This is a genomic window from Romboutsia sp. D33t1_170424_H2 (assembly GCF_015669105.1).
In the GTDB taxonomy this organism is placed as follows: domain Bacteria; phylum Bacillota; class Clostridia; order Peptostreptococcales; family Peptostreptococcaceae; genus Romboutsia_C; species Romboutsia_C hominis.
The window spans coordinates 59,638-76,706 of sequence record NZ_JADOZQ010000008.1 but is presented as its reverse complement, the minus strand read 5'-3'; the positions used below and the strand labels follow the sequence as shown (position 1 = coordinate 76,706).

The following is a 17,069-nucleotide window of genomic DNA, read 5'->3' as shown; positions in this document are numbered from 1 at the left end:
TAATTTAGTTGCACTTTTTTTATTATACTTAAAATATATTATATATGTTTTTTAAAACGACAGATTATCTTGTTTTATGTAACTATATATATTTTTTTGAATATATATATACTAAAAGAAAATTATAAAATGGAGGGGTAAAATGTCTAAAAAAAACAACAAAAATTCTAAGACTAAAAAGATAAATCAGAAAAATTCAAAGAAGAAACCCCAAGAATCTGTAAATATAAATAATGAAATAAAACAGATATTACTAAAAAAATTAATAGAAAAGATAAAATAAAAACCTGATAGCATCAGGTTTTTATTTTATCTTTTTAAAGAATAAGATTAAAACTTACGGGAAAATTAAATAGTAAATTATAAAAATTATATAAGAGGTGCAGACATGGCAAATGAAAGACAAACTATAATACATAGTTCACTTGGTTCTGTATTTAGCGTTTTTAGTGAAGAAGAATTAAAAAAATTAACAAAAGAAGGTAAAAGAAGAATTGCTATCTCTGGAAAAATTAATTCTCCAGGTATAATAGAAGTTCCTAAAGGTGCAACACTTGCTGAAATAATAACTATGGCAGGAGGGCTATTAAATGATAGTGGATTTAAAGCAGCACAACTAGGTATGCCATTTGGAGGATTTATAACTGAAGATAATTTAGATCAAGAATTAGATTTTAAATTATTTGATAAAAACACAAGTCAAACTATAATAATTCTTTCTGACGAAGACTGTATAATACAATATGCTAAATTTTATATAGATTATCTTTTAGGTAAGATGCAAGATGGTAGTTTAGATAACTATTTAGTTGCTAAAAAAGAGATAATAAGAATGTGGAAGCTACTTGATAGAATCAGCAAAGGTAGAGCGAATATGAGAGATATTTTCTTTCTAAGAAGACTTGCAAGTACAGTAAAAGAAAAAGTTAATCAAAAACACAATATAATGGAAGAAATTATAGATAAGTTTTATGATGAGATAAAAGAACATATAGAAGGTCACCGATGTTATACATTTCAGTGTAACCATCTTATAAAGCTATCTATAACTAAAAAATGTATAGGATGTGGAGCTTGCAAAAGAGTTTGTCCGGTTGATTGTATTGAAGGAGAAAGAAAAAGTAGACATTACATAGATTATACAAGATGTACCCACTGTGGACAATGTGTAGCTGCTTGTCCAGTAAATGCTATAACTACAGGAAATAATACTTTTAGATTTTTAAGAGATCTAGCTACACCAAATAAGTTAGTAATAACTCAAATGGCACCTGCTGTTAGAGTTGCAATAGGTGAAGCTTTTGGACTTGAACCTGGTACTAATGTGGAAAATAAAATATCATCGGCGCTTAGACAGATTGGCGTAGATTATGTATTCGATACCACTTGGGCTGCAGATTTAACTATTATGGAGGAAGCTGCTGAACTTCAAGAGAGAATTGAAAAATATTACTCAGGTGATAAAAGTGTAAGACTTCCAATACTTACATCTTGTTGTCCTGCTTGGGTTAAATTTATAGAACAAAATTATGCTGATATGTTAGACGTACCATCATCTGCTAAGTCACCTATGCAGATGTTTGCAACGGTTGCAAAAGATATTTGGGCAAAAGAAAAAGGGCTAGAAAGAGACCAGGTAACATTGGTTTCTATAATGCCTTGTATAGCAAAAAAATACGAAGCTTCAAGGGCAGAGTTTTCACGTGATCTTAATTATGACGTTGATTACGTTATAACAACTAGTGAATTAATGACGTTATTTAAAGATTCAAATATAGATTTAAGTCAAATAGAGGATTCTCCTATTGATTCGGTACTGGGTGACTACACAGGAGGAGGAATAATATTTGGTAGAACAGGAGGAGTTATAGAAGCTGCGACTAGGACTCTTTATGAAAATATGACTGGTAAAAAACTAGAAAAAGTTGAATTTGAATCTCTTAGAGGATGGGATGGTCTAAGGGTAGCAGAAGTTAAAGTTAATGATTTAACATTAAGAATAGGTATTGCCTATGGTTTAAGAGAAGCTGGTAAACTCCTTGATAAAATAAGAAATAAAGAAGAATTTTTTCATGCTATTGAAATAATGGCATGTCCTTATGGATGTGTTGGTGGAGGTGGACAACCTAAAGCTAAAAAAAGACTTGAAACTCTTCAACAAAGAGCTGAAGGTTTAAATTCCATAGATAGATCATTAGACCTTAGAGTATCCAAAGATAATCCTAAGGTAAGAGCAATCTACGACAATCACTTAGATCATCCATTAAGCCATAAGGCACATGAATTGCTTCATACTGAATACTTTGTGAAGGTAAAAAGAGGAAAAGATGAAAACACTGATGCAAGTAAAGAAGAATAGAAACTTACTTAAATAATGATCTTTAAAGAAAGAGTGAATTTTATGGGTAATAAAAAAATCTTTTTGAGAGATATTAAAAATAATGAACAAATAAAAACCTCTCTTATGGTTATGAAATATCTTCATAGGGATGGTAATAAATATGTATTTAATATGAGTGATAAAAGTGGTCATATTAAAGCTAAACTTCCTTACAGAGTACCATTAGGTAAAGTTTTATCTATAGATTGTAAGAAGAATTCTATATTAGATATAGAAGAATTTGATGAAATTAAGGATTATGACCTCAAGGATTATTTACCAACAACTAAAGAGCCTATAGAAAATATACTAAATGAAATAGAAGAAATATCAAAAAAATATATAATATCTACAGAAGGTAAACTATTAAATGATTATTTTTTCAAAGATGAAGAATTTTTAAATAAATTTAAAGAAGCTATAGGTGGAGTATCCATGCATCATAATTATATAGGAGGTCTTGCTGAACACACTTTAAATGTAATGTACTTGACAAAAGTGTTATGTGAAAGATACTCTTGCAAAAGAAAAGAAATAGCAATATTAAGTGCTAAGCTTCATGATATAGGTAAATTATATGAACTTGAATACCATGGTCCATTTAAGTATACTCTACAAGGAGAATTAGAAGGACATATAGTAATTGGAGTACAAATGTTAGATAGAGCTTTTAATAATATAGATTATACATTTAGTGAAGACTTTATAAGAAGAATAAAAGGATGTGTAACTCAACATCATGGTAAAATAGAATATGGTTCTCCAAGGCCAGCTAACATGGAAGAATCATTTATAATAAATTATGCAGATTCAGTCGATGCTACTATGAATAAGATAGTTCAAATAAAAGATAATACAAGCGATGATGAATGGTCTGAGTATGATAGAAGGCTAGAAACAAAGCTTTATTTATAAAACATAAATAATTCTAAAATTAAAAACCATATGAAATTTTGTTAAAAATAAAGTCACGAGTAAAACTTGTGACTTTATTTTTTATATAATCTGCATGTAATAATATCAATGATTTGTTATACTTGTTTATATATAAATAAAAACATAAGGAGAATGATATGAATAAAAAAATAGGATTTATAGGTTGTGGTAATATGGCTAAAGCTATGATTAAAGGAATTATAAATTCAAAGCTTATTAGACCTGAAAACATATATGCGTCAGCTTTAAGTGAAAATACTTTAAATAATGCAAAAGATGAATTTAATATAAATACAACAAAAGATTCAAGAGAAGTTGTATTAAGGTCAGACATAATTGTTATTGCTGTAAAACCTAATATATATGATATAATACTTGATAATATTAAAGACGTAATAGATAATAAAATAATAGTAACTATTGCAGCTGGAAAAACTATATACTCTATAGAAAATATAATAGGCGATGATAAAAAAATAATAAGAACTATGCCAAATACTCCAGCGCTTGTAAACGAAGGTATGAGTGCACTTTGTAAAAATAAAAATATATCGGATCAAGATTTAAAAGATGTAAAGAGTATTTTTGATTCATTTGGAAAAAGTGAAGTAGTAGATGAAAACTTAATACATGCTGTTATAGGAGCGAGTGGTTCATCTCCTGCATATGTATTTATGTTTATAGAGGCTATGGCAGACTCATGCGTATCTCATGGTATGTCAAGGGATATGGCTTATAAATTTACATCTCAGGCTGTTATGGGAGCGGCTAAGATGGTATTAGAAACAAATATTCATCCAGGTGAATTAAAAGATATGGTGTGCTCTCCAGGAGGAACTACTATAGAAGCTGTAAAATCTTTAGAAGAAGAAGGTTTTAGGAAATCTATAATAAAAGCAATAGATAACTGTATTGATAAGTCAAAAAAAATGAGTAATGCTGACCTTTCTAAAAAATAAATTATAATGTATAATGAATAGTTGTATAAAATATTAATATAAGTTTTATAAATTTATATTTAGGTAAATTATGTAGAATAAAGTAGAACTACAGAGTTTAAATCCCCATTATAATTATTTTATAATAAATATAAATTAATTTAATTAAATTAAAATAAAGATATAAAAGATTAAGGAGACATATATGAATAAAGTGGAATTACTAGCACCAGCAGGTGACTTAGAAAGATTAAAAATAGCTTTTACTTATGGTGCAGATGCTGTTTATCTTGGTGGAGAAATATTTGGCATGAGATCGGCTGCTAAAAACTTTACTATAGAGCAAATGGCTGAAGGTGTAGAATTTGCACATGAAAGAGGAAAGAGAGTTTTCGTTACAGTAAATATAATACCAAGAAATGAAGAATTAGACCAACTAAAAGCATATTTATTAGAATTAGATAGAATAAATGTAGATGCAGTTATTGTAAGTGATCCTGGTATATTTACTATAGTTAAAGAAACAATACCTAACATGGAAATACACATTAGTACTCAAGCTAGTACAACTAATTCATTAGCATCAAACTTTTGGTATAAAGAAGGTGCTAAAAGAGTAGTTATGGCTAGAGAATTATCATTTAAGGAAATAAAAGAAATAAGAGACAATGCTGCTGAAGATATGGATATAGAAGCTTTTGTTCATGGAGCTATGTGTATGTCATATTCAGGAAAATGTGTTATAAGTAATTATACAACAGGAAGAGATGCAAACAGAGGTGCTTGCGCTCAACCTTGTAGATGGAAATATACTTTAGTTGATGAAGTTAATCCTGGTCAGTATGAAAAAGTTGTAGATGAAATAGATTCTTCATTTTTCTTTAATTCAAAAGATTTATGTATGATAGAATACATACCACAAATAATTGAAAGTGGTATAACAAGCTTAAAAATAGAAGGTAGAATGAAAACGGCGTATTATGTGGCTACTACTGTTAGAGCATACAGAATGGCACTTGATGAGTATTACAAAAACCCTAGTGATTGGAAATTTAATCCTATGTGGCTAGAAGAACTTAAAAAAGGAAGTCATAGAGATTATAGTACTGGATTTTTCATTGATAGACCAAGCGAAAAAGCACACAACTATGATTCGGCTTCATATATAAGAAATTATGATTTTATAGGAATAGTTAGAGATTATGAAGAAGAAACTGGCCTTTATATAGTAGAGCAAAGAAACAAAATGAATGTGTTAGATAAAATAGAAGTTATAGGTCCATTTAAAGAAACAGTTAATGCAACAATTCTTGAAATGTACAATGAAGATGGTGAAGAGATAGAATCTGCTCCACATGCAAGACAAATTGTTAAAATGAAGTTAGATGTTAAAGTAGATAAAGATTATATGTTAAGAAAACCAATTGTAAATATAAGAACAATTAAATAAAATGTAAATAAAAAGTCCTAGTATTAATTTATTAGGACTTTTTATTTACATTTTATTTGAAAAAAATATATATTAAAGATTAAAGATGAAGTATATAGCAAAATTTTGTATTAAATTATATAAAGGGAATGCAAATTATAGAGTTGAATATATATTAAAACAATATTTATTGTTCAATAAGGAGAAAAATAGTATGAAATTTATTAAAGAATCTATTGTAATATGTATACTTGTAGTTTCATTTATAATATTTATATCTTCATCAAATGAGAAAGTGAACGAAAATATTAAAATAAAAAGCTATGTTCTATCTAGTACTAAAGAAAATTTAAATAAAGAAAATGTAAGGCTCATAGAAAAAAATAGAGCCTCAAATATTACCTATAAAAGAGAAGATATTACTGTTGAAAGTGGAGTAAAAAAAGAAGAACTTGAGAATGTATTTGAGAATTATAAAGGTGCATCTACTATGATTCATCTTTCAGAGGCATTTATCGATGCCGAGGAACTTTATGGTGTAAATGCATTTACAATGGCAGCTATAGTAGCTCTTGAAAGTGGATTTGCTACATCAAGAAGAGCTGTTGAAGATAATAATTTAACTGGATTTGAAGTCTATACAGATGAATCGAAGGGAAAATTATTTTCTACTCAATATGAATCAGTCTTATATACCGCTAAGCACCTTGCTAAAAACTACCTTACAAAAGGAGCTATTTATTATGAAGGGGTATCTGTAGATGATGTACAGATACATTATTGTCCTGATGAAGGAAAAAATAAGGAGTGGGAAGTAAAGGTAGATAAATTAGCTTCTGGATTCTTAGATGTATATAAAAAACTTTACGCAAATGAATAAAAATATATCTAATGTATTAGCTTATAAGAATATATATTAATCATAAGATATTATATATATTTATAGATAGGAGGATAATTTATGCAACATGAAAAGGCTGAGTATATAGAGATAACATCTAGAGAATTAGATATATTAAAGTTTATAAATCTAGAACAATTTGATTTAAAAAAATGTTCTAAGCAATTTAATTTATCTTTAAATGAAATTTCACAACTAATATTAGATATTAGAAAAAAAGTAACAATAGCTATCATAGAAGATATTCCCATAAAAATAACTCAATGTGAGACAAAGGAAAAAGTAAATACTATTTGTAAATTTAGGTGCGCTATTTGCGGAAGTATTTATACTATAGATTATACAAATGAAGAAATAACATGTCCATTATGCTTTTCGAAAGAGGTTATGACAAATCAAGATGCTGGTTTTCTAAAATAAATTAATTTAAAGTGTAAAATCTATGTAAAATACTTTAGATTAATTATAATCATAAATAAGTATTTTACATAGAATCTATCTAATTTATTACAAATCCACCATTAGAACTTATAACTTGGCCTGTTATAAAATTTGATTTTTCACTAGCTAAAAATAAAGCTAAATTAGCTATATCCAGCGGAGTGCCTAATCTTAACAATGGAGTTTCATTTTTTAAATCCTCAATAACATCTTCATGTATACCATTTAACATATCTGTTTGTATAACTCCAGGTGCTATAGCATTAACTTGAATATTAGAAGGTCCTAATTCTTTTGCTAAAGCTTTTGTCATACCTATTAGTGCAGCTTTCGATGTAGAATATGCTACCTCATATGATGCTCCAACCATTCCCCAGATAGAAGATATATTTATTATTTTACCACTATGTTCATATAACATATATTTTACTGCAGATTTAGTAGTGTAAAAAACACTATTTAAATTTGTATTTATTATATTATTCCAATCTTCATTAGTTGTATCTGTAAACATCTTATAATCAGTTATTCCAGCATTATTTATAAGTACATCAATTCTTTCAAAAGTACCGATACAAAACTTAACCATTGCATCTGCTTCTAAAGGATTTGATATATCTGCCTTATATAAAACTACTGAATATCCTTTTGAGATTAGTTCATCGTAAAGTTCATTGGCTTCTTTTTCTGATTTATTATAATTTATTAAAACATTATATTCATTTTTAGCAAATACTTTTGCCATTTCACGACCAATACCCCTAGAGGCACCTGTTATTAAAACTGTTTTTTTATTCATATTTAGTTTTAACCTTTCTTAAGTCTATTTTAAAAGAAAAAATTTATATGATTGTAAAATCTATATAAACCTACACTTTATAATTTTTGTAATATATTATCCATTTCTTTACTTGTTAGTTTTCTCCATTTTCCAGTGGGTATTCCCTTTAGGGTTAAATCCATTATTCTCACTCTTTTTAATTTTACAACATTATACCCAAACACTTCACACATTCTACGTATTTGTCTGTTTAATCCTTGAGATAATATAATTTTAAATGTACGATCATTTATTTTACTAACATGGCATTTTTTAGTTATAACCCATTTATTATTAACAGGATTAAATATTTTAACGCCAGAACTCATTTTTTCTATAAATTTTTGATTTATATTCTTATCAACTGTAACAACATATTCTTTTTCATGATTATTTTCAGACCTTAATATTTTATTTACGATAGATCCATCATTTGTTAAAAGTATTAATCCCTCTGATGGTTTATCAAGTCTTCCAATAGGAAATATTCTTTCTGGGTAGTTTATATAATCAATTATATTACCTTTAACATGACGTTCTGTTGTACATGTTATACCAACAGGTTTATTTAATGCTATATATACATTATTCTTTTTAGGAGTAATTCTTTTTCCATTAACTTTTACAATATCATTAACCTCAACAGGCTGACCTATTTTGGCTATTTTTCCATTTATAGAAACTTTTCCTTGTTGTATTAATTTATCAGCTTCTCTCCTAGAACACATTCCAGTAGAGCTAATGTAATTGTTTAGCCTCATATCGTTCTCCTTTGTTTCTTCATCTTAAATAATACTTTTAAAGTATATTACAGTTGAATATGTTAATCAAGGTACAAATGATGACTTAAATATGTTTAATTAATATAATGATAGTCTTTATATAATACATTTTTAAAATATAGGGGGATTCTTAAAAACGAATTATATAACAATATTTAAATAATAATATATGTATAAATGGCAAAAAAACTCGAGTTTATATTTTTAACTTTCTTATAAACATACGTAAACATACGAATTATATATATTTATATATTTCGATTTGAATTTATTTTTTATAGTAACAAATTACAGAAATTTTTCATAGTATTTAGTAACACTATTAAAAACTCCCTACAATAATCTTAAGACAAGAGTTATATAGCTTTTTCAAAGATAAAACCAATAATTTAACTTAATGTAGGCTAGTTATGATAGTTAATAAAGTGACTTAGGTTTAAGTCACTTTATTTTTTTGAATTTTATTTTGGGCTAGTACATATATATAATTATATAAATATTAAGGGAGGAGAGAAGTTTTGAATAGTTTATTTATAAATATATTAACAGTTTTCTTTGTTTTAGTAATACTTATTTATAGCATTATAAATGTAATCTTAAATAAAGCTTTATATAATTATATAAATAGTGATTATATAAGTTTAAATGAGCATAACCAAAGAAGTATGAAATATAAATCTATAAAAGAGAAATATGATTTATACTTACTAGAAAATAGTCATGCTCAAGTTAATATAACTACATTTATTGAGGAAGTTTGTTCCAATTTAACATTTAAAAAAAGATATGTACTTGATAATATTAAATCGATAAAGAGCTCATCATCTAACTGTATATTGCTTGGTGTATTAGGAACATTTGTTGGACTTTCGTTAATGCTTTTAAGTATAAATACTAGCGATATAATAAATTCACTTCCTCAGACTATAAGTTCGATGCAAACTGCGTTTATAACTAGTATTTGCGGAATAGTTAGCTCTATTGTATTAAATACTATACTTTCTCGTAATGATTGTGAACAAATATTAACTATGTTTATGCTAAAATGCGAAAATTTACTAACTTCTGATGTAACTCATAATAAATCTAAAGACTTAGATAATAAAATAGAAGAGGTAAAAGATACTATAAAGCAAATTAGTAAATCAATAGAATCTATAGAGAAGTTTGATGATATATCAAAAGATTTAAATAGATTTAATAAAGAATTTATAAACAGTATAAAGACGTTAGAGAACTTACTTCTAGGATCTTCAGACTCTATAAAAGTATTTGATCAAGATATTAGAAAATTAGATAAACAATTTAATATATTGAATGTAAGATTTAATAAATTATTTGATAAATATGATGTTCAAGAGGATATAAATAAAGAAATATTATTAGATATAAAGCTTACTTCTAAAAACATAAATGAGTCTGTTGAAAATCAATATAAAATGAGAGAATTTTTAAGAAGCTTATCTGCTAACTTTGCTTTATATGAAAGAACTGCTCAAGATTTATTAGTTAAGCTTGTAGACTATGAAAAAAATATATCTAATATGCAAGGTAACATAAACAAAGAGCAAATAAACCTAGATCAAACAATAAAACATTTAGCATCTGTAATAGCAATTTCAAGTCAAGATATAGATGAAAAATTGAATATGATATTTGATTACATAGAAATTTATAAAGAAGCTGTTGCTATGGATTATATGAAAGAAGATAGATATAAGACTGAAAATCAAGAAGAAATTTATGATATAGAAGAAAGTAACTCTAATTATAGTAAATCTAATGAGTTATTAAGGACTTCAGATGTATTAAGAAAGAAAAGACAAAATAAGTTCATATCTATAGATTCAAAAAAAAGAAATAAATTAAGTAAATCATCTTTAAATAAATTAATTGGAGATGGTAAAGATGATAAATAAATACAGAAGAACTATTAATAAAGAGTTTGAGAAGAGTAGCTTTTGGCCAACTTTTACAGATATGATAGCAACTGTACTAATGGTTATAATGCTCATACTTTTTAGTAGTGAATCTATAACGGGTTCAGTTGAAAAAGATTTAGCAAAAAGTATAAATGATTCAGTTAAAAACACATTAAAAGATAATGGATTAAATGTATTGATTGATGAAAAGAGCGGATTAGTAACCTTTGGAGAAAGTACATTGTTTGATGTAGATAGTTATGAGTTAAAACAAGAAGCCAAAGAAATGCTTAAAATATTTATTCCAAGGTACGTAGAAGCTCTTTATAGTAATTATGAGGGTAATATATCAAAAATAGTAATAAAAGGTCATACAGATGATGTTGGGAGTTATTTATACAATCTAGATTTATCCCAAAAAAGGGCTTATAGTGTAGCTACATTTATAGTAGGTGAGGAAATTGGAGATTATAAATATAAAGATAAGGTATTAAAGGATATCGAAGCTATAGGTAGATCTGAGGCTGAGCTTATAAAAAATACCGACGGTACTATAAATAAAGATGCATCAAGAAGAGTAGAGTTAATGTATGAAATTGATGTTGATTAACAAAAAGGTGGATATAAACCACCTTTTTATAATTTTACATATCAAAAACATCTATTAACCATTTAGAACTATGATTATCTCGGCAAAGGTATATCCAAGACTCATATGTACTATTTATATTTTTAGGAGCAGTATAATCAACTTTATACTTAACTTTATAGATTCTAATATTATCTATGCTTTTTTTGCTATATTTTGTATATGACTTTAATAAACTGTTGTTTGTTTCTCTTTCTAGTGATTTTAATGTAATTTTGTCTATATAATTTAATTTAGAACTTAATAAATTAGTTTCATCTTGATCTGTAATAATTTGATTTATTTTAGATATGTCTTTTTTATTGATTGAGTTAAAATATTCATTTACAACTTCTCTAGAGCTATCATTTTTTTCTATACCTTCAGATTTTATTGTTGCTAAAAAAGAAAATATAAGCATAGGTATTAAAAGTAGTAATGCTAATGTCTGGTTACTCTTAGTTTTATTTTTTATGAAATCACCTCCTAATTAACAATTTTAATTAAGTTAATGCTTAAATTCAGGTATTTATGCCTAGAAAAGGTGCACTTAATTATAGTATACTATCATATAAGCTAAAAATAAATTATAAGTTAAAATTTGTTAATACTTAATGTTTTAAGGAGGTTAAAATATGAATAATACACCAACGGCGCACAATAATGCAAAGCTAGGAGATATAGCAGAAACTATATTACTTCCTGGAGATCCGCTAAGAGCTAAATTTATAGCGGAAAACTTTTTAGAAGATGTAGTAGAATATAACACTGTTAGGGGGATGTTTGGATATACAGGTTATTATAAAGGGAGAAGAATATCTGTACAGGGAAGTGGTATGGGTATACCATCAATAGGGATTTATTCTTATGAATTAATACACTTTTATGGAGTTAAAAACCTTATAAGAATTGGTTCAGCAGGAGCAATAAATGAAAACTTAAATTTACATGATATTGTAATAGGTATGGGTGCTTGTACCGATTCAAACTTTGCATCACAATATAATTTACCAGGTACATATGCTCCAATAGCAAGTTATAAATTACTACAAAAAGCAGTAAATATAGCTAATGATAAGGGGACTACAGTAACTGTTGGAAATATACTTTCAAGTGATGTATTTTATTCTGATACAGGACTAGGTAATTTAGAAAAATGGAAGAAGATGGGGGTTCTATGTGTAGAAATGGAAGCAGCTGGTCTTTATATGAATGCTGCTAGAGCAGGAGTTAATGCACTTACTATACTTACAATATCAGATTGTCCTTTTACAGGAGAAGAGTGTTCATCTCATGATAGACAAGTAGCATTTACAAAAATGATGGAAATCGCATTAGAATTAGCTTAAATTTTAAATCAAAAGTAAAAGATATGGTTATAATACCATATCTTTTACTTATAAATACTTAAATTTATTATAATACTCTAAACACACCTGTAACAATGCCTATAACTTGTACATCTCTGGATGTTAGAACTATTGGTTCCATAAAATCATTTTGAGGTATTAACCTAATAACATCTCCATCTTTTTCAAATGTCTTTACTGTAGCATATTCATTGTGAATAAGGGCTACTACTATTTCAGAATCAACAGCAGTATTTTTTCTATCCACAATAACATAGTCTCCATTTAAAATACCTGCATTAACCATACTATCACCTTTAACTTTTAAAACAAAGTTATTGCTACCTTTAACTAGATTAGCTGGTAATGTTATGTACTCCTCTATATTTTGTTTTGCAAGTATTGGTAACCCTGCTGTGATTTGTCCAACCAGAGGAAGATTTAGCATTTCTGGTGTAGGAAAATCTGATTCGAATCCAGCTTTATCTAAAACTTCTATAGCTCTTGGCTTAGTAGCATCTCTTCTTATATACCCTAATTTCTCAAGCTTATTTAAATGTGCATGTACAGTAGAAGTTGATTTTAACCCTACAGCATCACATGTTTCTCTAACTGATGGTGGATACCCCTTTGAGGCTATTTGATCTTTTATAAATTCTAATATTAATATTTGCTTGCTACTCAAATCTATATACATAAAATCTCTCCTTCCTAGTCAATTATTGCATTATACTTATATTGTAGCACAATGTTTCCCTTTTCTCAAACATTCGTTCCGAAATAAGAAGTATTTACTATTTAGTCTAAAGAAGTTTCTTTTTTATCATCTATCCATTCAAAATTATTTACAATATCTCTTTTAACATGTTTTTTATGTGCAGCATAAAGCTGGGTAGTAGTGACATTGTCATGATCTAATAGATTTTGTACATCATATATAGAAAAACCATTTTGAATTAGAGAAGTAGCGGCAGTAGCACGAAGTTTATGAGGGCTATAACCACTATCTCTAGATGTTTCCATAGAAATAGACGTATATTTTTTAACAAGTTGTCTGATAGCTTTTGGTGTAATTCTTTTATTTTGTAAAGATAAAAATAAAGCATCTTTGTGTTCTTCAGCCAATAATTCACTTTTTGTCCTCTCATTATAAATATAATCCTTAACAACGACTTCACAAGTATGGTTAATTGGCATCAAGACTTCTTTACCTCTTTTTCTATATATTTTAAATTCACCCCTAGAAAAGTTAAAAGAAGAAATATTTAGCTCTCTGAGCTCATTTAATCTAAGTCCATAAGTAACAAATAAAGCTAAAATAGCCTTATCACGAAGCTTAGTTTTCCTCCAATAAACTTTTTCTTTATCAGTTAATCCATAACCATTTTCAACAGAATCAAGCATTTTAGCGACTTCATCTATGTCGAGTCTTTTTATAGCATCTGGTTGAGGCTTAGGAAGTTTAATTGGATTAAAGCCATCAGTTATGTTGCTGTCTAATTGTTCATTTCTAAACATAAACTTAAATAGAGTAGAGAGAGATGATTTTTTTCTAGCAAGGGCTCTATTATTATTTTCATAAATTAAAGTTGTATCTTGGGATGTATGTTTATAGTATCTAGTACAATAATCACCTAAAAATAAGTTTACATCTCTTGCTTTTATTAAATTAAATTCTTCTAAGGTAATATCACATATTTCTTTAGCTATTGTTAGTTCTTGAGATTCAACTAAGTAATTGCAGAAAAATTTTATATCTTTTAAATATGCATGTCTAGTAGAGACAGATACAGATCCTTTTAAATAAACAAAGTAATCTTTCATAAAATTAGGCAATGATTTTTCTATTATTATACATTCTTCTATAAGATTGTTATCACGTATGACGATGTTATCTGGTTTATCTGATTTATTATGTATTTTTAATATTTTTGTATCTTTCAAAATTTACCTCCAACTATAAAATGAAAAGTTATTATAACTATAAAATATAATAACACTAGGTTTTTCGTATTTCAACTATTCCTAAAATTTAAGTATTACTTACAAATTACATTGTAAAGAGATTAAGTATAAGCATTTGAAGCTTAAAATAAAGTATATTAAATATACTTATATATTAGATGAAAAATCTTTAATATTAATGTATAAATATATCTTTAAGCTTTAATATTAATGTATAAATATATCTTTAAGAAAGATAACTATAAAATGCAATATGAAAAACTATTTATAAACAAAATATATAGAAACAAAAAAAGAGTATTAGCAAATAAATATAAATTAATTAAATCTATATAAGCATAGGTACAAATTGCTAAATTTAATAAATTTATATGCATAATATTATTAATTATAATAACTATTCCTTAAATATACATTTAAAGACTAGTTAAATCTTAAAGATTTATAAATATACCACTACTTCCAATTATCAATATTAAATTTATTTTAATTTTTATTATTAATATTAATTTAATAAATCTGCATGCATAATAGATAAATTTGTTAAATGAATTTATATTAGTGTATTTTTTTATAATACAAAATAAAATATACCTATATAATTAAATTTATCATATAGGTATATTTTTTTAAATCTACAAGCATTTTCCGATTTTTCTATATTTATCATATCTTTTAGAAACTATTTCAGCTTCAGTAAGTTTTTCATAGTAATCAAGTCTATCTAATATAAATTCTTTTATTTTGTTAGCTACTAAATCCACATCTTCTTGAGCACCGTTTAATGGCTCTTTTATAACTTTATCAATTATACCAAGCGCATATAAGTCTTTACTAGTAAGTTTCATTACTTCACTAGCTTCTTTAGCTTTAGAGGAATCTTTAAATAATATGCTCGACAGTCCTTCAGGAGAAATTACCGAGTAAACTGAGTGTTCCAACATACATACATCATTTCCAATACCAATTCCGAGTGCTCCTCCACTTCCCCCTTCCCCGATTATAAAGGATATGATAGGTACTTTAAGTTTACTCATTTCAAGTAAGTTTTTTGCAATAGCTTCACTTTGACCACGTTCTTCAGCTTCTATACCACAAAATGCCCCCGGTGTATCTATAAATGTAATTATAGGTCTTTTAAATTTTTCAGCTTGTTTCATAAGCCTAAGGGCTTTTCTATATCCTTCTGGATGAGGCATCCCAAAGTTTCTTTTAATATTTTCATGAACATCATTTCCTTTTTGATGACCTATAATGGTAACCTTAAAATTATTTATATTGCCTATTCCTCCGATTATAGATGAATCATCTTTAAACAGCCTATCTCCATGAAGTTCTATAAAATTAGAGAAAATTCTATCAACGTAATCTTTTGTTGTAGGTCTTTTTATATCTCTACTTAAACAAACTTTTTCATAAGGTGATAAATTAACATTAGCTTCATCTTTTAATTTACTTAGTTTTTCTTCCAATTCTCTTATTTGATTACTTAAATCTATTTGATTAGATTTGGATATTTCAGTTAAATTATTTATATCTACCTTTAATTTCTGTATTTTTTTATTTATCTCAATAGTATTTATATCCATTCTATTCCTCCATAGAAATATCTTAAATTAAATTTTTATATATTCAACTTAAATGTAAATATTCATTTATTTAATATTTATTTCTAAAAAATTAACGAATAAATTTTTTGTATTTATTCGCTAATTTATATCTATTTATTTAATGTAGTGAAAGTATAGTATATAATGTATCTTTTAAATATTTTCTATTAACTATCTTATCTATAAATCCATGCTCTAGTAAAAATTCAGAAGTTTGGAAATTATTAGGAAGCCTTTGATTTATAGTTTGTTCTATAACCCTCTTACCTGCAAAGCCAATTAATGTATTTGGTTCAGATAAAATTATGTCTCCAAGCATAGCAAAACTAGCACTAACACCGCCAGTTGTAGGGTGTGTTAATAAACTTATATATAATAATCCTTTTTCCTCGAGCTTAGAAATGGCCTGAGAAGTTTTAGCCATTTGCATTAATGATACCATTCCTTCTTGCATTCTAGCCCCTCCTGAGGCCGTACAAATAATTATATGAAGATCATTACTAGCTGCATATTCTATAGAATATGTTATCTTATCACCAACAATACTGCCCATACTTCCCATCATGAAATCTGGATTCATTACACATAAAACTATTTTTATTCCATTTACACTACAAGTGCCGCAAATAACAGCTTCATCTTCTTTAGTTTTTTCCTTGTAATTATTAAGTTTATTTAAATAATTCGGAAATTCTAATGGATCCTGAATGTCAATTTTAAACATAAACTCTTTAAAAGTACCATTATCAGAAATTAAACTTATTCTATCTCTAGCTTTAATACTATAATGTGTTTCACATTTTGGACATATATTTAAATTATCCTCTATATCTTTTTTAAAAACATGATCATTACAACCTTCACAATATATCCAAAATTTATCATCTACACTATTCTTTTTAAATTTATTATCTAGAGAAACTGTGATATATTTAGTTTCTTTAGATGGTAAAAATTTTTTAATCATA

General features: G+C 26.8%; 17 protein-coding genes. 10 read left to right on the top strand and 7 right to left on the bottom strand.

The window, feature by feature from the left end:
- The first annotated feature begins 142 nt into the window (after window positions 1-142).
- The 7 genes from I4U66_RS10325 (at window position 143) to I4U66_RS10295 (ending at window position 7,004) form a co-directional block, all read left to right on the top strand.
- On the top strand, window positions 143-283 hold the full coding sequence (locus I4U66_RS10325) for a hypothetical protein (protein WP_166505387.1): 141 nt from the start codon (window positions 143-145) through the stop codon (window positions 281-283).
- Window positions 284-388: 105 nt separating this feature from the next.
- Window positions 389-2,359: a [FeFe] hydrogenase, group A gene (locus I4U66_RS10320; protein WP_092925895.1), complete on the top strand. Its 1,971-nt coding sequence runs from the start codon at window positions 389-391 to the stop codon at window positions 2,357-2,359.
- A 42-nt stretch (window positions 2,360-2,401) separates the two neighbouring features.
- Window positions 2,402-3,295: an HD domain-containing protein gene (locus tag I4U66_RS10315; protein ID WP_092925893.1), complete on the top strand. Its 894-nt coding sequence runs from the start codon at window positions 2,402-2,404 to the stop codon at window positions 3,293-3,295.
- 158 nt (window positions 3,296-3,453) lie between these two features.
- A complete protein-coding gene (proC, locus tag I4U66_RS10310; RefSeq protein ID WP_092925891.1) occupies window positions 3,454-4,275 on the top strand; it encodes a pyrroline-5-carboxylate reductase in 822 nt (273 codons plus the stop codon).
- A 184-nt stretch (window positions 4,276-4,459) separates the two neighbouring features.
- On the top strand, window positions 4,460-5,704 hold the full coding sequence (locus tag I4U66_RS10305; protein ID WP_092925889.1) for a peptidase U32 family protein: 1,245 nt from the start codon (window positions 4,460-4,462) through the stop codon (window positions 5,702-5,704).
- A 193-nt stretch (window positions 5,705-5,897) separates the two neighbouring features.
- Window positions 5,898-6,563, top strand: coding sequence for a glucosaminidase domain-containing protein (locus I4U66_RS10300; protein ID WP_176698680.1), 666 nt, complete (start codon window positions 5,898-5,900; stop codon window positions 6,561-6,563).
- Between the two features lie 81 nt (window positions 6,564-6,644).
- A complete protein-coding gene (locus tag I4U66_RS10295; RefSeq protein WP_092925885.1) occupies window positions 6,645-7,004 on the top strand; it encodes a hypothetical protein in 360 nt (119 codons plus the stop codon).
- Between the two features lie 79 nt (window positions 7,005-7,083).
- On the opposite strand, the gene ymfI is transcribed toward I4U66_RS10295, so the two are convergent.
- Together ymfI and rluF are read right to left on the bottom strand one after the other, a co-directional pair.
- Entirely contained in the window at window positions 7,084-7,824 is a 741-nt protein-coding gene (gene ymfI / locus I4U66_RS10290; protein WP_092925883.1) for an elongation factor P 5-aminopentanone reductase, read from the bottom strand.
- 77 nt (window positions 7,825-7,901) lie between these two features.
- Window positions 7,902-8,606 carry a 23S rRNA pseudouridine(2604) synthase RluF gene (gene rluF, locus I4U66_RS10285; RefSeq protein WP_092925881.1) on the bottom strand — a complete coding sequence of 235 codons (705 nt, stop codon included), beginning with the start codon at window positions 8,604-8,606 and terminating at the stop codon, window positions 7,902-7,904.
- A gap of 539 nt (window positions 8,607-9,145) precedes the next feature.
- On the opposite strand from rluF, the gene I4U66_RS10280 reads away from it, so the two are divergent.
- Together I4U66_RS10280 and I4U66_RS10275 are read left to right on the top strand one after the other, a co-directional pair.
- Complete coding sequence (locus I4U66_RS10280) at window positions 9,146-10,546, top strand: MotA/TolQ/ExbB proton channel family protein (RefSeq protein ID WP_092925879.1); 1,401 nt, start codon at window positions 9,146-9,148, stop codon at window positions 10,544-10,546.
- Window positions 10,536-11,159, top strand: a complete 624-nt coding sequence (locus I4U66_RS10275; protein WP_092925877.1) for an OmpA family protein — start codon at window positions 10,536-10,538, stop codon at window positions 11,157-11,159. Before I4U66_RS10280 ends, I4U66_RS10275 begins: the two co-directional genes overlap by 11 nt.
- Window positions 11,160-11,193: 34 nt before the next feature.
- Here the strand turns inward: I4U66_RS10275 and I4U66_RS10270 are convergent, their stop codons facing one another.
- Complete coding sequence (locus I4U66_RS10270; protein ID WP_092925875.1) at window positions 11,194-11,598, bottom strand: DUF4829 domain-containing protein; 405 nt, start codon at window positions 11,596-11,598, stop codon at window positions 11,194-11,196.
- 214 nt (window positions 11,599-11,812) lie between these two features.
- On the opposite strand from I4U66_RS10270, the gene deoD reads away from it, so the two are divergent.
- A complete protein-coding gene (gene deoD / locus I4U66_RS10265; RefSeq protein WP_092925873.1) occupies window positions 11,813-12,526 on the top strand; it encodes a purine-nucleoside phosphorylase in 714 nt (237 codons plus the stop codon).
- A gap of 67 nt (window positions 12,527-12,593) precedes the next feature.
- On the opposite strand, the gene lexA is transcribed toward deoD, so the two are convergent.
- The 4 genes from lexA to accD form a co-directional block, all read right to left on the bottom strand.
- The gene (gene lexA / locus I4U66_RS10260; protein WP_092925871.1) at window positions 12,594-13,223 is read right to left on the bottom strand and encodes a transcriptional repressor LexA; all 630 of its coding nucleotides are present in this window, start codon (window positions 13,221-13,223) and stop codon (window positions 12,594-12,596) included.
- Window positions 13,224-13,324: 101 nt separating this feature from the next.
- Window positions 13,325-14,473: a tyrosine-type recombinase/integrase gene (locus I4U66_RS10255; RefSeq protein ID WP_092925869.1), complete on the bottom strand. Its 1,149-nt coding sequence runs from the start codon at window positions 14,471-14,473 to the stop codon at window positions 13,325-13,327.
- Between the two features lie 653 nt (window positions 14,474-15,126).
- Window positions 15,127-16,080 (bottom strand): acetyl-CoA carboxylase carboxyltransferase subunit alpha, encoded by a 954-nt coding sequence (locus tag I4U66_RS10250; RefSeq protein ID WP_195928834.1) that lies wholly within the window; start codon window positions 16,078-16,080, stop codon window positions 15,127-15,129.
- A gap of 139 nt (window positions 16,081-16,219) precedes the next feature.
- The gene (gene accD, locus I4U66_RS10245) at window positions 16,220-17,068 is read right to left on the bottom strand and encodes an acetyl-CoA carboxylase, carboxyltransferase subunit beta (RefSeq protein ID WP_092925863.1); all 849 of its coding nucleotides are present in this window, start codon (window positions 17,066-17,068) and stop codon (window positions 16,220-16,222) included.
- Window position 17,069 lies beyond the last annotated feature (1 nt).